The following is a 20232-nucleotide window of genomic DNA, read 5'->3' as shown; positions in this document are numbered from 1 at the left end:
GCGCGATGTTTCCCCTGAACGCCCGTCCCGGCCTTGCCCTGGCGGTCGCCGGACTCCTCGGCGGCTGCGTGGTCGGCCCCGACTACGCCGGACCGCCGGTCGCCGCGCCGCGTGCCGAGACCGGTGCCCCCTTCGTCCGCGCCACCTCCACGCGGATGGTTGCCGTCGACCCGCCGGCCCGGTGGTGGACGTCGTTGCGCGACCCCATCCTCTCCGACCTCGTCGAGGAGGCGCTGGCGACCAACACGAACGTGCAGGTCGCCTCCGCCCGGCTGCGCCAGTCACGTGCCGTGCTGGGCCAGCACACCGCCGACCTCGCGCCCAGCATCTCCGCCAACACGGTGGCGTTGAACAACCAGGTTCCCGTCAGGGACTTCGTCGGCGGTGGCCTCGGCGGCCTTGCCGGGGGCGCCGGGGGCGCCATCCCGAAATCGATGAACTTCGACCTCTACAACGCGAGCTTCGACGCGACTTGGGAAATCGACATCTTCGGCGGCAAGCAGCGGGCCATCGAGCAAGCGGCCGCGCAGGGCGAGGCGGCCGAAGCAGCGGTAGCGGACGCCCAAGTCCAGGTCGCCGCCGAGGTCGCGCAGGCCTACGTGACGCTCCGTGGCGCCCAGCGTCGCCTCGCCCTGACCCTGCGCGCCGCCTCCCTCCAGCGCGAGGCCGTTGGGCTCAGCCAGCAGCGCCTCGCCGGCGGCGCGGCATCGTCCCTCGACGTCGAGCGCCTCCGCACGCAGTTCGAGACAACCGCCTCCCAGGCGCCGGCCCTCCAGGCCCAGATCGACCAATCCCTGAACCAGATCGCCGTCCTCGTGTCCCGCGAGCCGGGAGCCGTCGACGCCCTCCTGAAGCCGGCGCGTCCGGTGCCGGTCCCGCCGTCCACCCTGGCCGTCGGCGACCCGGCGGGCATGCTCCGCCGGCGTCCCGACATCCGCCGGGCCGAGCGGCAGGTCGCGGCCGCCAACGCCCAGATCGGACAATCGGTCGCCAAGCTCTTCCCGAGGGTCAACCTCATCGGGAACGCCGGCTGGGTCTCGCCGAACATCGGCTCCATCGGGTCGCTCGCCGCCTCGACGTACAACCTCGGGCCGACCCTTTCCTGGAGCATCCTCGACTTCGGCCGGACGCTCGCACAGATCCGGCAGTCCGAGGCGGGGACCGACGAGGCGCTGGCGCAGTACGAGCAGACGGTGCTGCAGGCGATGCAGGACGCCGAGACCGCGCTGTCGCGTTACGGCAACCAGCGCGCGACCGTCGCCCGCCTCGCCCGGGCCAGCGCCTCGGCCGGCAAGGCCTCGATCCTGACGGACCAGCGCAACACCGCCGGCACGATCAGCACCATCGACGTGCTCGACGTCGAGCGCCAACGCCTCCAGGCCGAGCAGAGCCTTGCCCAGGCGCAGGCCGAGTACACCAACGACTACGTCGCGCTCCAGAAGAGCCTCGGCCTCGGCTGGGGCTTGCCGGACGAGCGCGTCGCGATGGTCCGGCGCTGAGCCGCTCCTTCCTGCCCACGAATTCCCCGATCGCGCGAATGCCCCCTCGCGCGGTGCGACGGCCGGTCCGAACCTTCCCGATCAACATCGGGCCGGCCGCTTGCCATTCCCAGGGTCTTCCGAACCCCGGCGACGACTAAGGACAGGACCAGCTCGGATGATCTCGCAACGACGCCCCGTTACCCCGGCCAAAATCTTCATGCTGACGGCGACCCTTGCGCTCGGAGCGTGTGCCTCGGTGCCGCGGCAGGCCTACACCTCGGCGGAAGCCCAGGTCGCCGAGGTGGCTGGCATCCCGAACGCCCGTGCCTTTGCGGATGCGTCGGTCGAGACCCTCGGAGCGATGATGGCGGCGCCCGGGGTCCGCGCTCGGCCGTTCGCCTACCTGGCCCTGTCAGGCGGGGGCGGCGACGGCGCCTATGGCGCCGGCGTCCTCAAGGGCTGGACGGAAAGCGGGCGGCGGCCGGAGTTCAGCCTCGTCTCGGGCGTGAGCACGGGTGCCCTGACGGCGCCTTTCGCCTTCCTCGGCCCGGCCTACGACCCGATGCTGGAGGAGATCTACACCAGCGGGGTCGCAAGCACGTTGCTGAAGGACCCAAGCCTCGTGAACGTCGTGTTCGGATCGGGATTGTTCGGGGATGGGCGCCTGCGCGACCTCGTCGGGCGCTACGTCACGTCGGACCTGCTCGCGGCTGTCGCGGCGGAGCACGCCAAGGGCCGTCGGCTGCTCGTCGTGACGACCAACCTGGATTCGAAGCGGGCGATGATCTGGAACATGGGGGTCATCGCCGCGAGCGGTGCCCCGAATGCGGTGGCGCTGTTCCGGGACGTTCTCACGGCCTCGGCCAGCGTGCCTGCCGTCTTCCCTGCGCAGCTCCTCGATGTCGAGGCCGCCGGCCACGGCTTCCAGGAGCTCCACGTCGACGGTTCGGTGGTGACCCCGGTCTTCACCATCCCGCAGGCCGTGATCGCGAACGGTCGCGGCGGGGCGGCCACCCCGACGAAGGCCGACATCTACGTGCTGATGAACGGACGGATCGAGCCCGACTTCGAAGTGGTCCCCGACGATACCCTGTCCATCGTCGAGCAGACGGTCGCGACCGGCAGCCAGGCCCGCAGCCGCGCCAGCCTCGCCGCGACCTACGCCTTCGCGCGGGCGAACAGGATCGGCTTCCACCTGGCCTATATCGACGATGCCGCGCCGCGCACGACCGCCGCGAAGGGGTTCGACACCGCCTACATGCGCAGCCTCTATCAGGTCGGCTACGAGAAGGCCCGCTCGGGCGCCGCGTGGCAGGACACGGTCCCGGTCGCACCGGTCGTCGCGAGGACGCTCGCTTCCCGATGAGGGGGCCCGAGGGCACGGGGGGTGCGCGAACCCCGCTCAGGGTAATGTCGGAGTTGCTTTTCGTGGGCTCCCTGGTCGGCTGCGCCGCCATCGACGAGCGCGTCGCGCAGGCGGCCAAGGTCGATCTGGTCGGCATGTCCGCGCTCGACGTCCAGACCTGCCTCGGCCTGCCCGACCAGCGACTGGTCACGGGCAAGACCACGCTGCTGACCTACTTCGCGGGCGCGACCCGAACGTTCGGGATGTCGGCCGGCTTGGTCAGCCTGTCGTTCGGTGGATACTGTCACGCCACCGTCCGGATCGAGGGGGACCGGGTCACCGGCGTCACGTTCAGCGGCGACACCTCGTCGTTGATGAGCCACGACGCCGCGTGCGCGCCCATCGTCAAAAGCTGCCTGCGACGGCCGCCCGGATAGGCACCTCACCTCGGAACCGGACGAAGGACGATCATGAACGTTGGTTACGTTTCCGCGTTCGCCGCCCTGTCGGGTTCCGCAATCGGTGCCCTCGCATCCTTGGCCACGACCTGGATGACCCAGCGCTTCCAGGACCGTGCCCAACGCTTGGCGCAGACCCTTGGGCGGCGCGAGCGGCTGTACGACGACTTCATCGACGAGGCGTCCCGCCTATTCGGGGATGCCTTCACGCATCAGCTTGAGGATCCCTCGAAGATGGTCGGCCTGTACGCGATCCGCAGCAAGCTCATGCTGTTCGCCTCACCGTGCATCATCGCCGAGTCCGACGTGGTGATGGAGCGGATTGCCAAGGCGTACCAAGCGGACCTGGCTGGCTTCGAAACGGGCGAGCACGTCGAAGGTGACCGCGTCGATGTGCTGCGCGGCTTCGCGGAGGCTTGCCGTGCCGAGCTTTCCCTTGCCTGAAGGCCACGGGATGGATCGAGGCTACCCCATCGCACCATGGGGTTCACTGCTGCGCGCGCCATCGAGGGTCGTGCCACGGCAGGTTCGGCGGAACGAGGTGAACGACACGTTGCTCACTTGCCAAGGTCCGAGCGCTCCCCTGCCGGGCATGGCCGGGCGGGCGCTGGGTAACTGTCTCCGTGGGGCAAGCCGGACGGACAAGGGATCATGATGCCCCCTCTCGCTGACGGCTCTAGGAGCCGCGAGCACGGGGTGACGGCTCACGCTGGATGCGTCCGTAGCCCTGATTGCCGTTCCGCCCGACGGGAACGGAACGATGGCGCGCTCCGAGACGTAGCCGACGGCGCCTCCACCACAGGAAGCGACTTCCTGATGGATGTCGGCGACACAGCCGCGTCGAGGATGCCCCGGCGTCCTGAGGATCACCCCCAACTCCGGCGATGGGAACCGGCATGCCGACGACAATGGCCAACGACTACTCCGAGCGCGATGCCACCATCGCGGTCAACACCTACACGACGGTGCTGCGCCGTCCCGGGGTTCCGCACGAGCTTTTCGCGACCTACTGGCGGGACGTGCACGGTCCCCTGTGCTCGCGCATCCCCGGGCTCGGCTGGTACGTGCAGCGGCACCTCGACCGCGAACGGGACGCGCACCTATGGCCGGTGGTCGAGGGCATCGGGCCGTTCCCGGACTACGGGTTGGACGGGGGCGTCGAGATCGGGTTCGGCTCCGCGGCTGACCAGGCGGCCTTCGACGAGGCGTGCCCGATCCTGTTCGCGGACGAGCAGAACATGTTCGCCGCAACGGTCGCGTATGCGCTCCCGCACGGGTCGACGACGTTGGTGGACCGCGTGGCCGAGGCGTCCCCCAACGGGGACGACGGCCTCGACCGGATCGAGCTCCACCTCGGCGCCTCGCACGGCGACGCGGCGAGGTTCGGCGACCGCATCGCCGGGTTGGCACGCGCCCTTGCGGCGGAGGCCCCGGTCCTCAAGGTGCGGCTCCACCTGCCGGAACCCTACGACAACGCCGAGCCCGCGCCGCCGGCACCGAACGTGGACCATGCGGTGCCGGACGAACGCCGGCTGATCGCGGTCCTGGAACTGGCGTTCGGCTCGCCGCTCTTGCGTCGGACCTTTTACGCGTCCGATGCCTTCAACGCCGCGACGGCAGGACTGGCCGAGCATGTCGCCTACGCCTCGGCGTTCGCTGTCAGCGGCGTCTACACCTACGTCCGCGACGGGGAGCTGACGCTGGCGGGCCTGCGCGGCAGCCGGCCGGCCCAGCTCATCGAGCGGATCGGCGCGGTCAACCAGGCCGGCGCGGACGTGCGGCACCTGATGCGCACCGGAAAGCCGTCCCGCCGCTGAGATCCCGCCCGCCTCGGCATCCATCGGCGCGCGGCCCGGAGATGCACGCCGGCAAAGGATTGGGTGGCCCGGCGGGACCTCCGGGCGCCGGTGAAGTCATATGCGCAGCCCTGAGGTACCACCGGAGTATCATCCCTGGCCGGCACGGAAGGGCAGTCTCGGCACGGTCGGGGGCTCGACTCGGCGGGTGCCGCGTAACGGATAGCGTTCCCCGTTACGCGTACCTTGGCTTTGGCACCCCGGCTTCCCACATCACGGCCTTCCCCACGACGGCCGACCGATGCTCGCACACACCCCCATCTGGCCCGTCCCCGGCGGGCAGACCGACCTCGGCATCGCGTTCGCGGGCCACCTCACCGCGCATCGCCGAAACCCGGACCTCGCGCTCGGTGTGCCGGAATTCGAGTGGCTCGACGCCCTCCGAGACCGGGCCACGCGCACCGGCGACACGCGCTTGACGGCCCTGACCAATGCTATGCTGGGCCTCCTCGCGAACCCGCTCGCCCATTCCGGTTTCAAGGCCGACTTCATGACGGCCTACGAGGATGCCCGCCGTTACGCCTACCCGCTGACGCGGGCGCTGATCGACGAACGCCATCGCCTGTCGGGGCTGTCGCAGGACTACACGCTCGCCTGCATCGACCTCGGGCAGGTCCGCATCATCGAGGACGAGGCCGAGACGGACCCTTCGCTGAAGGAGTTCGTTCGGGACATGCGGGCCAAGCTGGCGGCGACCAAGCTGGCCCGGCACGAGACGCTCCGGCAGGTGTTCGACGTCTACGGGGAGGCTTTGGTCTGCCGCCTGCTGCGGGCGCGGCTCGGGGGCCGCCTGAGGATCGCGAAGATCCCGGAATCGGCAGTCCCTGGGCCGGACTTCGCGTGCGAGCTCGACGTCGTCCGGCAGGGGCGGACGGTGACGCTTCAATTCTACCTGGAGGTCAAGTCGCTCGACATCGTGGCGGCGCCGCAGCGGCTTCCCGAGATGATGGACGACGCGCTGGACGTGCGGATCGAGCTGGAGAAGCAGGTCAACGCTGGCGAGCGGATCGCGATGGCGGAGGGCGTCGTCGCTCCCTACCGCCCGGTCGGCGACGCCCCCGGCTACGACGACCGGTCGATCCGGCTGCCGGTCGAGGCCATCCTCCAGAAGGCCGCGGGCAACTTCAAGAACGCCCAGTTCCGGCGCGGCCCGACCTTCGCCCTGGCGAACCTGCTGCGCCTGCCGCTGCCAGGCCAGGGCGTTGGCACCCTCACGAAGGCTTACGACGACCCCATGTTCGGCAATGGCATCAGCGGCGTGCTCTGGCACGTCGCCTTCGGCCAGGTCGGGCAAAGGATCACCCGCGCCGCGGAATTCGAGGGCGCCGGCCAGGATGACGGCTCACTCGCCCGGGCCGGCCTGCTCGTCGACCAGGCCGTGGCGCTCGACACGCCGGGGCTGATCGTCCTGCACCACGACGACGGCTACCGGTTCGACGGCTTCCTCGACACGGCCTGGACGAACGGGTCCTGGGGACCGCAAGACACGGAGGAAGTCGTCCGCTCGCTCTGCGGCGACTACAATGACGAGGCCGACAGCCGGGCCGCGAACTACAACACGTTCCGCCGGCGCTAGGCCCGCCGGCTCACGCCGCCTCGTCCTCGTCGAGCGTCCGGCTGCCCGGCCAGCGTCCCGTCGCCGCGAAGACCTTGCCCGGGCGTTCCTCCAGGGGGCGCTTGTTCCTGATGCGCTCGCGCAGCTTCTGGCGCAGGCGCCCGGGCTTGATCGGCTCGTAGCGTTGCGTCCCCGCCACCCAGCCCTCCGGTAGGCCTGCCAGGATCTCCTCCGCGGTGAGCGGTCCCCGCTCCAGCAGCAGGTCGTGGACCTCGGCGACGAACAGCTTCCAGAACCGTTCGGCCGACAGGGGCGGCGCGTCGGCCCCGATTGCGACAGGCGTCGGGTCCGGGGCGGCCTCCGCGGGCGCCGCCACGGCGAAGCGTCCCTCGACCTCGGCGAAGCCGTCGCCTGCGTCGGCGAGGCGGATGAGGTGGAGCCGCAGCCACGCCGGGGTCAGCGGCAGCCCGGCCCGCTCGGCGCGGTCCTTCAATTGGTCCGGCAGCGACAGGTGGAGGGCGTGCACCCACATCGGCCCGCGCTGTTCGAGCACGCGGGTGACCGCGACGCGCACGTCGGCCCAGACCGGATCGGCGGCCTCGGCGGTGTGCCGGTCGCGGACCTTCCCGTAGGCCGGGTTGAGATGCATCGGCGCCGGAACCTTCGCTGGCTCGGTCTCCGGAGCCTGCGCCAAGGACGTGGCCGCGGGGGGCGCCACACGCAGCCGGGCGAGCTCGGCCTCCAGCATCGCGACCCGCGCCTCCAACAGGTCGACCTGCGCCAGGGCCTCCTCCAGCACCTCCCCGCGGCCGGCCTCCCGGGCGGCCTCGCCCTCGGCCTCGGCGATCCGGTGGCGGGTCTGCTCGACGCGGACGTGTTCGAGGAGCGCGGTGCCGAAGGCGGCGAGTTGCCCCTGCAGCGCCTCCGGCAGCTCGGCCTGCTCGATCAGCGGGCGGTAGCCGACCCTGGCCTTCCACTCCGCGAGCTCGCGGGCGATGTCGCCGAACGAGCCCTTGCCCAGCGCCTTGCGGACGGTGCGCACCGAGACCCGCGGCTTGGCGCCGTCGGCGTCGCGGGCCTTGGCCCGTATCCCGTCCGCCGCCGCCCAGACGTCCTTCCTCGCGACCATGCCCGCTGCCCTCGACCGATGCCGGCAGGATTGAGGGAAAGCGGTGAAGAAAGGGTCGTCGCGCGCATCCCCATTGACCCAGGCGTCCCGGATGCACATCCTGCGAATCCGAACGGAGAGTGAACATGGCTCAAGGTGGCAACTCAGGAGGGCGTCCCCCCGGGTCGTCCGCTCCGCCGAGGCCCGCGCCGGGCCCGGTCAATCGCCCCGGTGGAGGTGTCGGTGGAACTCGTGAGACAGGCGTCCGACCTCCCCCGCCCGGAGGCCCCCGTCCCGGCGCCAAGCGCTGAGGCGGTCCGTCTCTACGGCGACCTGAGGTTCGAGGCCCAGCGATGCGCCTACTACCACGGGATGCGGGCGCGCTTCTTCGACAGCTTCGGGAAGACGATCTCGCTCGTATCCTTCGTGGCGGGCGCGGGTGCGTTCTCGTCGCTCATCCAAGGCGTCGGCCCGCTCGTCTCAGTCCTGGCAATCGTCACCGCGTTCTTCTCGGGCCTGAACCTGATCATCGGGTTCGCCCGGAAGGGGCGCGACCACGAGGTGCTGCGGAGCAAGTATTACGGCATCCTTGTCGAGATCGAGAAGGCGCGTGACGACCTACCGAAGCTGCGCGAGATCCAGGTGCGGCTGCTCGGCTCCTACGCCGACGGCACGATCTTCCTGTCGGCGCTCGACATGATGGCCACGAACCGCACGGCCGTCTCCCTGGGGCACCGGGACTACCTGACCTACGTCCCCTGGAACCACCGCGCCCTGGCGCATGTCTGGTCCTTCACCGGCTACTACGTGAACGGCAAGCGGCCTGCCATGGGAGCGCCCGTCCAGGACCCGGCGCAGGCGGCCGGGGCCTCTTCACCGCCGCCGGTCGATTGACGGCAACCCGGCGAAGGACGGCGCCCGCCCCGGCGGGATCATCCCGCCCTTCCTGAGGGCCGCGTCCGCGTGGGCGTAGCCGGCGCGCATGACGGTCCGCTGGACGTGGTCCGGAAACCGCTTGAGCCGCGTCTTGACCGATGCCGCCAGCTTCGTGTCCGCAGCCGTGAACCCGAGGGGGTTTTCCGGCCCGTAAGTCTGGACGCCCTGGCCGATGCCCCAGGAGACGACCTTGCGCGAGCCGTCCCGGTCGAGGCCGCGAAGCACCCGCTCCCGCAGGAAGATCCCCTGCTGAAGGGCGATGTCCGTGACGCGGAGCGCCTGGGAGAACCAGTTCGACTTCGGGAGCGGGTTGCTCGGCATGGCCCGCCCCCCGTCGCTGACGAGAATGGTCTCGTAGCGCTTCCAGATCGGCTCCAGGCCGAGGTTGTCGTAGACTCCTCCGTCGGTCAGCCGAAGGCGGCCCTTGAAGCCTTCCTCGTGCAGGTCGGCACCCTCCTGCATCTCGATGGCCCCGGGCGGGACGCGGACGTAGGCGGGGGACATGTACGGCGGGAAGGCCGCCGAGGCAGCCACGACGTCGGCGACCCTCAGCCCCGGCTTCGGCCATTGGCCGACGTGATACTCCGCCGCGTATTCCTTCGCGAAGCGCCATAGGGCGCCGGTCTGCAGGCTGGTCGCCGTGAAGGTGAAGCGGGGCCGGTCGGGCAGGTCCTGCAGGGTCGCGCCCTTGAACAGCACGCGGTCGTAGACCCGCGCCGCGACCCCGGCGGCGGTCACGAAGGGCAGCAGCCCAGCCACGATGGCAGGCGCGTCCACCCATTTCTGGGCCAGGACGAGGAGCGGCTGGCTGACCTCCTCGCGGAGGTTCGTGGCCACTCAATTCTCGTCGAAGCGGAGACGCGCCCACCCCACGGCCAGCGCGCCGGCGGCGACGGAGCCGCCCGAGACGCTGGCCACCCGATCTAGCTCAGGCAGGATACCTGCCTCGTTGAGCCGTGTCAGCGCGCCGACGTGGAACAGCATCGCGCGGAACCCGCCCCCGGAGAGGCACAGGCCGATGCCAGGCTCAAGCTTGCGGGCGCCTAGGAAATCCTCGGCGGGCCTCGGGGCCGCGCCCTTGGGGGAAAAGCCGTCCATCAGAGCATCCCGCGGAAACCGTTCGCCACTTGTTGCACTTCTGTTCCCAAGGTACCCAGATCGCTCCGGTGGAGGGTGATATATGACTGCTGTCCTGACGTTTCATCCTCTCGGCGACGCCGACGGAACGCTCGTCGAACTGGCCGACGGGCGCCAGGTTCTCATCGATTTCGGGAACGAGTGGACGGCGGCGCGCGACGACCGGAGGATCGATCTGGCCACGGCCCTCAGGGCGGGGCTGCGCAGTTCCGGTCGCCGCGGATATGAAGCCGTGCTTTTCACCCACCTCGACCGCGACCACGTCTACGGCGCCGCGGACTTCTTCCACTTCGACCACTCGCCCGCGTTGCAGGGACCGGGCCGCGCCATCATCGGTGAACTCTGGGTCCCTGCCGCAGCGATCCTGGAGGACGACCTCCCGGACTTCGCGCAGGTCATCCAGGACGAAGCGCGTTTTCGCCTGCGCCACGGTTATGGCGTGCGGGTTTTCTCGCGGCCGGAAGCGCTCGCGGGCTTCCTGGCGAAGCACGCTCTGACGCCGGCCCAACGCGACCACCTGATCGTCAACGCGGGGGAGACCGTCCCGGGCTACAGCCTGTCCGGGCCGGAGCGGGTCGAGTTCTTCGTGCACTGCCCGTTCGGCTGGCGGCAGGACGAGAACGACCAGATCGTCGACCGCAACCAGGACAGCGTCGTGCTGCATGCGACGTTCCTCGAAGGAGGAGAGCCGCGGCGCGTCCTGTTCGCGTCCGACATCGACTCGGAGACCCTGCGCCTCATCGTTCGTACCACCCGGCGCCACGGCAAGGTCGAACGGCTGGTCTGGGACGTCTGCAAGGTCCCCCATCACTGCTCGTACACGGCGCTCAACGTCGCCGATAAGGGCGTGACGCGGACGGTTCCCGTACCGGAGGTGGGTTTCCTCTTCGAGAGCTGCGCCATGCCGGGCTGCATCATGGTCTCGACGAGCCGTAGCATCCCGTCCAACGACCACGACGTCCAACCGCCCCACCGGCAGGCCGCCGCCTACTACAAGGAAATCGTCCGCGCCCGTGGCGGGCGGTTCGAGGTCACGACGGACCATTCGCCGCCGCGGGACCCGCAGCCGTGCAAGTTGGTCATCGACGAGCAGGGCTGCCGGTTCGTCTCCCCCCTGACGGAGGCCGTGTCCCGTCCGGGCGGTCTCCTGCGGCCTGCGGCGGTGGCGCCGGCCGGGTTCGCGTTTCCCAACCATCCCGTAGCCCCTGTCAAACCGGCGGGCTTCGCTTGATTTGGTTCTTCGAGAGACCGAACCGCCTGGTCGCCGAGCGCCGGGCGGTCACCGCCTTGGCATCGTCGGTTGACTGGCTCGACGACTTCGGCTTCGGCATCGGCGACGGCGCCCGTCTGGTCCTGCGCTTCACGGTGGCCGTCGGCGATGCGAAGGTCGACTTGGAACTGCGGTATCCGCGGCTCTATCCGGACACCTGCCCCGACGTGGTTCCCAGGGACCCGAACCTTAGGCTCTCGGACCACCAATGGTCGGGCGGGTCGCTGTGCCTGGAATACCGGACCGACAACTGGAGGCCCGAGCTCACCGCCGCCGACATGATCCGCAGTGCGCAGGCTCTCCTGTCCGCCGAGGCAACCACCGAGGGCGGCGCGGCGCGCCTGCCGGCTGCGCACGAACTCACGCAAGGTCAACGTCTCAGAGCGGCCGACTACCGGCACGTGTATTCCGATGCGCTCGTCGACCTGTTGCGTCAGGCCGCCCCGGGAACGCGGATGGCGGCGACCATGCGGTTTCAATTCCAGGGTTCGACGGTCGTTGCGCGGATCGATGCGGTGGACACGCCCGATGGCCGCTGGCTCCAGCCCGGCTTCCCGCAGGACGGTCACCAAGCGACCGGGGTCGTGATGCTGCAACCCGGGACCGTCACGGCCGATACGGAACTCGATTTCACGAACGCCGAGTTGCCGCGGGAATGGGCGCGGCTCTGCGCGCACACGGACGCGAATCCGGAAGGCGCGGAGTTTGCCCTCGTCCTGGGCGGCTCCGGGCTTCGGATGGCGTGGCGCTGGTTACCGACGCATGCCCACCTGACACCGGTGGTGCCGGTCCATGCAGGCGACGGTGGGTCGGAGCGGATCGGGTCGATCCAACCGGATATGGCGGCGAAGGCGGTCGCCGTGGTTGGTTGCGGCTCAGCGGGCTCCAAGGTCGCTGCCAGCCTAGCCCGGTCCGGGATCGGGCGGTTCGTTCTCGTGGACGACGATGTCCTCCTTCGCGGCAACCTGGTCCGGAATGATCTGGATTGGCGCGCCGTTGGCGCCCACAAGGTCCATGCGGTCGCCGCGCGTCTGCGACTGATCAACCCCGAGGTGACCGTGAGTGCGCGTGCGCTACGCCTCGGGGGACAGGAAGCGAGCGGCAGCGTCGACACGGCTCTTGAGGCGCTGTCGCAATGCGACCTGATCGTGGATGCGACCGCGGACGCCAATGCCTTCAACATCGTCTCGGCGGTTGCCAGGCGTGCCGGACGACCGATGGTCTGGCTTGAGGCGTTCGAGGGAGGGATAGGTGGAATGGTCGCCCGATACCGACCCGGCCTCGACGCGCCGCCACAGGACATGCGCAGCGCCTACCTCGATTGGTGCGGATCGCTCAATGCGCCTTGGTTGGGCACCGAAGCGGGGGCTTATGCCACCGAAGCGGAAGGCGGAAAGGTCCTCGTCGCCGACGATGCCGAGGTCGGTGTCATCGCCAACCATGCCGCCCGCTTCGCCATCGACGCCTTGACCGGTGGGAACGCCTTCCCGCACCCGATCTACACCGTCGCGCTGAGGGCCGGCTGGATCTTCGCGGCCCCGTTCGAGGCCTATCCGCTCGATGTTCCTGTTCCGGAAGCCGGCGGTCCGGAGGTTCAATCGGACCAGGACCGGGCCGAGGCCGTGGAGATCTTCACGGGCCTCTTCGCCAAGGACACCCATGAAGATCCTGCTGCCTAAGGCGGTCTCCGCCGCGTGGCGTCGGGAGCTCAAGCAGGCCGGCCAGCGAGAAATCGGCGGCGTCCTCCTGGGCGAAGCCCTGGGCGGGGATGAGTTCAGGGTCCTGGAAGCGAGCCTCCAGCGCGACGGCGGAAGTCCCGCCCGCTTCGTCCGTGACCCGGAACACCATGGGAAGGCCATCCGGGGCTTCCACGAGCGAACCGGCCACGATTATCGACGCTTCAACTATCTCGGCGAATGGCACTCCCATCCGTCTTTCCCGACCCGACCCAGCCAGGATGATATCTGCGCAATGCGGGATATCTTGGCCGACGGGCGCGTCGGCGCGACGTTCGCCTGCCTTCTGATCCTCCGCCACCGGCCCTTCCGCCGCCTCGACATCGGCGCCAGCGTCTTCACCCCGGATGGCGGCATCTCTCCCATCGTGGTGAAGCGCGAGCGTTAACCGCCGTCGATCACCGGTACGCCGCTACCGGCGGATGGTGGCCACGGAAATGCCGAGTGCTTCCCCGGCGGGATCGGAGATGCGTGCAGACTCCCTCGGTGGCGATGCCTGAATGCTCGACGACGGTGTAACGGGTACGCCGAACGCTACGCATGGCGCGATAGCCGCCGAGTGGCTCGCCCCACGACGCCCAGGGTTCCCCGGACTTCGTCGCGCGCGCCCGGTCCTGCCCGGGATCCACAGGGGCCCAGGCTTTTCTACTTAAAGCGGCGGGCCGTCGTTGACCGGCGTTAACCGAGCTGCAAGGTTCCGCGGGCGCCTCGGCGCCGATACATGCCGCCCAGGCTTTCTCCCGGGCCGCCACGCAAGGATTGCCTCCGCCATGCCTCCCCTCGACCGCCTCATACCCGGGGCCGACGTCCGGCCGGCGGTCGTGCGGAACGCCCGCATCGGCCGGCCCACTCGCATCGACAGCACCCCCACACGGACCGGAGAGGCCTGACCGCGCCCTTGCGCGCGGCCGCCTCCGACCGGAGGCGAACATGGCACACGACACCCACGACCCCGATCACGTCATCGGCGACATCTTCCGCCGCCTCGCCGCCTGCCGCGAGAGCCTGGGCGAGGCCTCGCTCGTCACGGTGGCGGCCGCGGTGCGCGTCGCCCTCGGCGCCGCCGTGCTGGAGGAGGCCGAGCGCCGCGCCGCCGCGCTCGCCGAGCGGACCGGCCCGCGGCCCCGCGACGTGCGGGTCACCGCCTGGGCCCGCCGCACCGGCGGCGACCCCTACGACGTCGGCGACGACCTGCCCTGATCCCCGTCAACCGGACGCATCGACCATGACCGAGCACCCCATATCGAAACGCTGCGGCCGCCCCCGCGCGGTCCCCGAGCACCCCTTCCCCGACAGCATACCCGAGGCCTGACCCGGCGCCGCGACGCGGCCGGTCGCCTCGCGCGGAGACGACCATGGCCAGGACGAAGCCCACCACCCCGCCGAGCGACGACCCGACCGCCGAGGAGTTCCTCACCGGCGACCTCGCCCACCTCGCCGCCAGGCAGGCCGACCCGGACGACATGCCTTACGAGGAGGTCGAGACCCTCGCCGGCATCCTCGTCCACGATGCGCTGACGCCCGGGAAGCGGCTGGCGCTGGCCGCGCCGGACGGAGCCGCCGTGGTGGTCCGCGTGCCCTCGCCCGACTGGGTCGACAGCGTGGCGGCCGCGATGCGGTCCCACACGACGTTCGCGGACATGCTGATCAGGACCGGGGCCTCGCGCACGCAGGACCGCCCCGAGGTCGGCTGCGACCGCGTCTCGGCCCGTCTCGCCCGCGGCGGCCGCGTCTGCGGGATCAGCCAGGACCCGGAGCGCTTCCTGCCCGCCTCCCTGGTCGCCGGGGCCGACGTCCGCCTCGACCTCGCGCAGCCGACCCCCGGGCAGGTCGCCCGCGCGATCCAGGCCGTGACCGGCGAGGACCCCGGGCCGATGCCGCCGCTCCACGGCCTCGGCCACCACGATTACGTAGCAGCCCTGCGCACGGGCTCGACCGCCGCCGCCTGCCTCGCCCGGCTCCAGGCCGCCGCGCGCTCCCGATCCGTCGTCGACCCGGACCTGCCGGAGGCGCCGCTCCTGCACGAGATGCCGGGGCTGGAGGGCGAGGCCAGGGATTGGACCCTCGCGCTCGCGGACGACTTCCAGGCCTACCTCGCGGGGCGCATCGATTTCGATGCTATCGCCCGCCACGCGGTTTTCTGTGGCGAGCCCGGGACCGGCAAGACGCTGCTCGCCAGATCCGTCGCCAGGACCCTGGGCGTACCGCTGATCGAGACCTCGGTGGCGTCGTGGTTCACGCAGACGCAGGGCTACCTCGGCGACGTGGTGCGCGAGGTGTCCCGGGTATTCTCGGCCGCCGCGGCCGCCGCCCCGGCCGTGCTCTTCCTGGACGAGGCCGACGGCCTGCCCAACCGCGGCCGGCTCGACAACCGAAACCGCGATTTCTGGAAGCCGATCATCGGGCAGGTCCTGCTGCAACTCGACGGCGCGACCTCGGGCAAGAACGGCAAGATCATCGTCATCGCGGGTACGAACCACGTCGAGGACTTGGACCCCGCCCTCGTCCGGCCGGGCCGCCTGTCCCGCGTCATCACCGTGCGCAAGCCCAGCGTCCCCGGCCTCGCCGACATCCTCCGCCACCATCTCGGGCCGGACGTCCTGCCAGGGGCCGACCTGACGGGCGTGGCCGCGCTCGGCGTCGGCGCGACCGGTGCCGACGCCGCCGCCTGGGCCCAGGCCGCCCGCCGAACGGCGCGGGTCGCCGACCGGCCCGTCGCCATCGCCGACCTGATGCGGCTGGTCGCGCCCGAGGACGACCGCACCCCCGCGGAGGCGCTGGCCTGCGCGCGGCACGAGATCGCCCACGCCTGTGCGGTCGAGGCCCTGGGCGTGGGCGAGGTCCGGACCGTGACCACCGTCAAGTCCGGCGAGGTGGCCGGGCTGACGCGGACGAAGCTCGCGACCCGGCTGACGATGACCCGGGCGCAGATCGAGGATTACGTCGTGGCGACCCTGTGCGGCCGCGCCGCCGACGAGGAGTGGGGCGAGGCGACCACCGGGGCCGGCGGCCCAGCCGGCTCGGACCTCGGCATGGCGACCAGGACGCTCGCGGCCGCCCACGCCAGCTTTGGCCTCGGCGGCACGCTGCTGCACCGGGCTTCCGACGCCGACGCGCATCGCCTGCTAGCCGCCTGCCCGGACCTGCGCCGCCTCGTGTCCGCCGACCTCGACAGGCTTTACGCCCGCAGCAGGGACTTCGTGCAGGCCCACCGGGACGCCATCGACGGTCTCGCACACCGCCTCGTCGACGAGCGGCTCCTGACCGGCGCGGTGATCCGCGACCGGCTCGCCGAGGACCGCGGCGCGCCCCGGACCAAGGGAGGCCGCCGTGCACGGGCATGACCCCGACGCGCTGGACGAGCGCCTCGCCGACGTGGTGAGGCGGCTCGCCGGGATGCGGCGCGTCCTTGCCGGCGCCGATTTCGAGGCGCTGGCCGAGGCGCTGCACGTCGAGCTCGACGTGGCCGAGATGGAGGCCGCCGCCCGTCGGCGGCCGCGCAAGCCGCGCCCCGGCGCCGGTAACGTGATCCCGTTCCCGGCCGGCCCGGACGGGACGGGTCCGCGGGCGAAAAGGTAGGCCGGCCCCTCCCGGCCGCCGCGCCCCCGCAAGTCTCGCCGGCCTCGTCGCGACCCGTCGGCATTTCCTTCCAGCCCCGAGGAGAACCAAGCCATGGCCGACGGAGAAGGCCGCCCCGACCCCCGCCTGCTCGCCCTGGCCAGGGCGCTAGGCCGCTACCAGGCCCATCTCGACATGGCCCGCGGCATCGCATGGGGCACTGCTAGAACCAGCGACTGTGGGGATAGCGAAAAAGTATTCGTAACCCATCCCGATGTGTTCGAGGGCCAAGGAATCGACCTTCATCGTGACCGCGACTCCAACGAGGGCGCGATCAAGGGTGGCGTGAAGCATAGGCCATCGCGCTGGAATCGTTGACTGAATCGACAAGAAGTAAAACACCTCGATTTAGTCTTGCATCGGAAGGGGCGTTCGAGGATCCTGATGGGGCCTCGCGACGAGGCGAAAAACGTTCAACGGACACGCAGATGCCCTTCAGCATCCTCGCCGTCATATCGCGGCTGCAACTTATCTAGGCCGGCGTCGCCGCCCCGAGGCCTCCGGTCCGCCCCAGAGGCGAAGACCCCGACGCCGGCCCGATCCTCGAAAACCGAACATCCCTGCGACACTGACCGGCCCTCGGGCCGGCCGGCCGACCGCGCGCGCCTCGGAGCCGCCGGCGGCCGACCTGGAGCGACATCCCATGAGCGAGAACAAGAAGCGGACCGCCGCAGCGTACCTGCGCGATCCCGGGAACGGCACCGGCGAGGGCATCCCGCGCCAGCGGGCCCTCTGCGAGGAAGGCGCGGAGAGCCAGGGCCTGGAATTGGCCGCCGTCTTCTCCGACGATGCGGCGGCGTGCACGGTCGACGGCCGCGACGGGCTGGCGGCCATGCTGGAAGCGGCGGGACGCGGCGAGTTCGGGGTGCTGATCGTCGAGGACCACCCCCGGCTCTCCCGGGACGTGGCGGACCTGTTCCGGATCTTCCGCCATCTCGGTCGGTGCGGCGTCGAGGTCCTGAGGAGCGACGGGAGCCCGGTGCGGTTCGACGAACTCCCGTGCGGGATGGTGGCGAGGTCGTACCGCGAGGCGGCGCGGCGGCGCGCCCTCCGCGCGAAGGAGTCGAACGCCCGGCGCGGCCTCGGCATGGGCGGCCGTTGCTACGGCTACGCCGCCGTCCCCGGGAGGCCGGGGGAGACCATGGTCGTGCCGGAGCAGGCCGCGGTCGTGCGCCGGGCCTTCTCCCTGCGCCTCCAGGGGGAAACCCTGGCGCGCATCGCCCGCGCCCTGAACGCGATGCCGCGTGCCGACCGCTGCTGGGGCGGGGAAGCGGTGCGCCGTCTGCTGTGCAATCCCCTCTACGCCGGTGTCTCGGTGTACGGACGGACCGCGACCGCCCGCGATCCGGCCACCGGGCGGCGGCGAAGGGAAAGCCGTCCCCGCGACCGGTGGATCAACGCCACGGTCGAGCACCTGCGCATCGTGCCGCGGCCGGACTGGGACGCGGTGCAGGAGACCTTCGCCGTCCGCTAGCCGCCCCGGTCCCACCGGGACCGGCCGCGACCCGGGTCGAGGAGGGGCCCCCGGGCGCCCTCCTCCCCTCCGGGCACCCACCATACCCTCTCGTGGCCCCCGGGCCGAGGTGCCGTCCGCCGAGCCGGCGACGGCCAGGAAGGCCACTGTCCATGTCGAACAACGATCCCCCCATGGGCCGCGCCGCCGCCCGGCACGTGTCCCACGCCTGGGTCACGCCGCGCAGGTCCGGTCCCGTCCCCTCCAAGCCCGACGACCGAAGGGCCGGGGTCTACAAGCGCTACAGCACGCTGGGCCAGAAGGAGACCAGCATCGAGCGTCAGCACGAGGTCTGCTTGGCCTACATCGAGCAGACCGGCCGCTCGCTCGCCAGCGACCATGCCGACAGGGGTCGCAGCGGTGCCTCCACCGTGGGCCGGGCGGGGCTCGAAGCCATGCTGCGCGATGCGAAGGAGGGACTGTTCGGCATCCTGGTGATCGAGCACGTCGACCGTCTGGCGCGCGACCTCGGCATCGCGGCCAACGTCTTCAAGACGCTGCAGCGCCTCGGCATCGCGATCCACGTCCCCGGCCGCGGGGCGTTGAGCCTGACCGACCTCGCCGTCCAGGCCATGATGGGCGACGAGTATCGCAAGGACTTCATCGAGCGCTCGCAGTACGGGATCAGGGAGATGGCGCGCGAGGGACGTTTCCCGAGCGGCCCCTGTTTCGGATACCGTGCCGTGCCGGGCAAGCCGGGCGTCTGCGAGAAGGACCCGGTCACCTCCGAGGTGGTCAAGCGGATCTTCGCCATGCGCGCGGACGGCGTGACGTACCGCGCGATCTCGGGGATGCTGCACCGGGAGGGCGTCAGGAGCCACAGGGGCGGCCGCATCACCTCGCAGGGCGTCGAGGGCATGCTGCGGAACGCCCGCTACATCGGCCTGCTCTTCCACAACCGGACCCAGACCGTGAAGGACCCGGACAGCGGCAGCAAGAAGGTCCACGTGCGTCCGCGCGACGAATGGATCGTCACCGAGGTCCCGGAGGCGCGCATCGTCGAGCAGGAGGTCTGGGACCGCGTCAGGGCGATCCAGGCCAGCCAGGTGTCCCACGCGTTCGAGCCGAAGGAGGAGCGGGCCTCGTACCTGCTCTCGGGACGGGTCGCGTGCCCCGAATGCGGCCGGTGGATGAACGCGGGCCGCACGCACAGGAACAAGTATTGGAAGTGCACGGAGGCCTACGTCTACGATACCTGCGCGCACACCCGGACCTATTCCGTGACCGGGCTGGACGGCCTGGTGCTGGAGACCGTCGCCGAGGAGCTCGCCGACCCGGCCTTCGCGGAGGCCTACGCGGAATCCTACAACGAGGAGCGCGCGAAGGCCGGGTCGGGGGATTCCGGCCAGCGCTCCAGGATGGAGCATCGCGTCAGGATGCTGACGCGCAAGCTGGACAGGTCGTTGGACAGGGAGTTCGGCGATGGCTGTGTCAACCCGCGCGTCGTGGCGTGGCGCGGCAGGGCCGAGGCAGAGCTCCAGGTGGCCGAGGCCGAGTTGGCCGCCCTCCGGCCGGCGGCCCCGCTCGCGGTCGACCGGGGCCGGACGACGGCCCTGCGCGAGGCCATCCTGGGCCTGTCCCTCGATGCGCCGTTCCGGCCGCGCGACGACGCGGGCCTCCGGCTCGCCGCCGCCGTCCGGCAGTTGGTGGCGCGCGTCGATGTCAGGCCGGGCGCCCGCGGCAGGTTCGATGCGGACGTCGTGCTGAGGTTCGGCTCGCTGATCGGACTGGTCGACGACGCCGACGTCGTGACACGGACGGTGACCAAGGGTTGCCTGCGAACGAACGCGGGCCACCACGTGCATCGCGCCGCCCCGGCCGGGGGACGCGGGGACTGGCGGCCCTTGACGGACGCGGAGTGGGACGCCGTCCGGTCGCTGCTGCCCGCCGCCTCCTTCACCCGCTACGTCCACCAGGGCGCCGACCCGCGCCCCACCCTCGACGCCTTGATGTGCGTGATCCTCACGGGTCGCGGCTGGCGCCCCGCATCGGAGGCGGCGGCAGGTGGCGGCCACTTGAAGACCCGGTACAGGGCCGGCTGCCTGCTGCGGTCGAAGGAATGGCCGTCAATCGCCGGTGCCCTGGCGGACGTGAACCCGCCCCTGTTCGGCGACGTCCCGGAGATGTCGCGGGCCTTCGTCGACTGGAGCTGGCTGATGGACAAGCGGCTCCGACGGCCGTAGGGCCGCCGCCCCGGGGCCGGGGCTTCCGGGACCGCA

19 protein-coding genes are annotated in these 20232 nt (G+C 70.9%); 16 read left to right on the top strand and 3 right to left on the bottom strand.

Annotated elements, in window-relative coordinates; translation table 11 throughout:
- Positions 1–5: 5 nt before the first annotated feature.
- The 6 genes from LGR69_RS08985 (at position 6) to LGR69_RS08960 (ending at position 6716) form a co-directional block, all read left to right on the top strand.
- The gene (locus LGR69_RS08985) at positions 6–1499 is read left to right on the top strand and encodes an efflux transporter outer membrane subunit (protein ID WP_230365825.1); all 1494 of its coding nucleotides are present in this window, start codon (positions 6–8) and stop codon (positions 1497–1499) included.
- Positions 1500–1656: 157 nt separating this feature from the next.
- Positions 1657–2847, top strand: coding sequence for a patatin-like phospholipase family protein (locus LGR69_RS08980; protein WP_370881354.1), 1191 nt, complete (start codon positions 1657–1659; stop codon positions 2845–2847).
- 62 nt (positions 2848–2909) lie between these two features.
- Positions 2910–3263, top strand: a complete 354-nt coding sequence (locus LGR69_RS08975; protein WP_230365824.1) for a hypothetical protein — start codon at positions 2910–2912, stop codon at positions 3261–3263.
- Between the two features lie 33 nt (positions 3264–3296).
- On the top strand, positions 3297–3728 hold the full coding sequence (locus tag LGR69_RS08970) for a hypothetical protein (protein ID WP_230365823.1): 432 nt from the start codon (positions 3297–3299) through the stop codon (positions 3726–3728).
- A 452-nt stretch (positions 3729–4180) separates the two neighbouring features.
- Positions 4181–5101 carry an EthD domain-containing protein gene (locus tag LGR69_RS08965; RefSeq protein ID WP_230365822.1) on the top strand — a complete coding sequence of 307 codons (921 nt, stop codon included), beginning with the start codon at positions 4181–4183 and terminating at the stop codon, positions 5099–5101.
- 280 nt (positions 5102–5381) lie between these two features.
- The gene (locus LGR69_RS08960; RefSeq protein ID WP_230365821.1) at positions 5382–6716 is read left to right on the top strand and encodes a hypothetical protein; all 1335 of its coding nucleotides are present in this window, start codon (positions 5382–5384) and stop codon (positions 6714–6716) included.
- Positions 6717–6726: 10 nt separating this feature from the next.
- Here LGR69_RS08960 and LGR69_RS08955 read toward each other — a convergent pair whose 3' ends face one another.
- Positions 6727–7824 (bottom strand): DNA-binding protein, encoded by a 1098-nt coding sequence (locus LGR69_RS08955; protein ID WP_230365820.1) that lies wholly within the window; start codon positions 7822–7824, stop codon positions 6727–6729.
- A 222-nt stretch (positions 7825–8046) separates the two neighbouring features.
- On the opposite strand from LGR69_RS08955, the gene LGR69_RS08950 reads away from it, so the two are divergent.
- Entirely contained in the window at positions 8047–8697 is a 651-nt protein-coding gene (locus LGR69_RS08950) for a hypothetical protein (RefSeq protein ID WP_230365819.1), read from the top strand.
- Here LGR69_RS08950 and LGR69_RS08945 read toward each other — a convergent pair.
- Positions 8677–9576 (bottom strand): patatin-like phospholipase family protein, encoded by a 900-nt coding sequence (locus LGR69_RS08945; RefSeq protein WP_230365818.1) that lies wholly within the window; start codon positions 9574–9576, stop codon positions 8677–8679. The two genes, LGR69_RS08950 and LGR69_RS08945, sit on opposite strands and share 21 nt — an antisense overlap.
- Positions 9577–9837 (bottom strand): patatin-like phospholipase family protein, encoded by a 261-nt coding sequence (locus LGR69_RS08940; protein WP_230365817.1) that lies wholly within the window; start codon positions 9835–9837, stop codon positions 9577–9579. It lies immediately after the preceding gene.
- Between the two features lie 82 nt (positions 9838–9919).
- Between LGR69_RS08940 and LGR69_RS08935 the strand changes: the two genes are divergently transcribed.
- The 9 genes from LGR69_RS08935 (at position 9920) to LGR69_RS08895 (ending at position 20196) form a co-directional block, all read left to right on the top strand.
- Entirely contained in the window at positions 9920–11107 is a 1188-nt protein-coding gene (locus LGR69_RS08935) for a ComEC/Rec2 family competence protein (RefSeq protein WP_230365816.1), read from the top strand.
- Positions 11104–12825 carry a ThiF family adenylyltransferase gene (locus tag LGR69_RS08930; protein ID WP_230365815.1) on the top strand — a complete coding sequence of 574 codons (1722 nt, stop codon included), beginning with the start codon at positions 11104–11106 and terminating at the stop codon, positions 12823–12825. The genes LGR69_RS08935 and LGR69_RS08930 overlap by 4 nt, the downstream gene beginning before the upstream one ends.
- Positions 12806–13270: a Mov34/MPN/PAD-1 family protein gene (locus LGR69_RS08925; RefSeq protein ID WP_230365814.1), complete on the top strand. Its 465-nt coding sequence runs from the start codon at positions 12806–12808 to the stop codon at positions 13268–13270. The genes LGR69_RS08930 and LGR69_RS08925 overlap by 20 nt, the downstream gene beginning before the upstream one ends.
- Before the next feature lie 542 nt (positions 13271–13812).
- The gene (locus tag LGR69_RS08920; protein ID WP_230365813.1) at positions 13813–14082 is read left to right on the top strand and encodes a hypothetical protein; all 270 of its coding nucleotides are present in this window, start codon (positions 13813–13815) and stop codon (positions 14080–14082) included.
- Between the two features lie 155 nt (positions 14083–14237).
- On the top strand, positions 14238–16226 hold the full coding sequence (locus LGR69_RS08915) for an AAA family ATPase (protein ID WP_230365812.1): 1989 nt from the start codon (positions 14238–14240) through the stop codon (positions 16224–16226).
- Positions 16213–16461, top strand: coding sequence for a hypothetical protein (locus LGR69_RS08910; protein ID WP_230365811.1), 249 nt, complete (start codon positions 16213–16215; stop codon positions 16459–16461). Before LGR69_RS08915 ends, LGR69_RS08910 begins: the two co-directional genes overlap by 14 nt.
- Positions 16462–16554: 93 nt before the next feature.
- Positions 16555–16818, top strand: coding sequence for a hypothetical protein (locus LGR69_RS08905; protein WP_230365810.1), 264 nt, complete (start codon positions 16555–16557; stop codon positions 16816–16818).
- Positions 16819–17143: 325 nt separating this feature from the next.
- A complete protein-coding gene (locus LGR69_RS08900) occupies positions 17144–17974 on the top strand; it encodes a recombinase family protein (RefSeq protein WP_230365809.1) in 831 nt (276 codons plus the stop codon).
- A 152-nt stretch (positions 17975–18126) separates the two neighbouring features.
- On the top strand, positions 18127–20196 hold the full coding sequence (locus LGR69_RS08895) for a recombinase family protein (protein ID WP_230365808.1): 2070 nt from the start codon (positions 18127–18129) through the stop codon (positions 20194–20196).
- The last annotated feature ends 36 nt before the right edge of the window (positions 20197–20232 follow it).

Origin of the sequence: Methylobacterium brachiatum, assembly GCF_020523825.1 — a bacterium.
Lineage (GTDB): Bacteria > Pseudomonadota > Alphaproteobacteria > Rhizobiales > Beijerinckiaceae > Methylobacterium > Methylobacterium brachiatum.
This window is presented reverse-complemented; position numbering and strand designations above follow the sequence as displayed.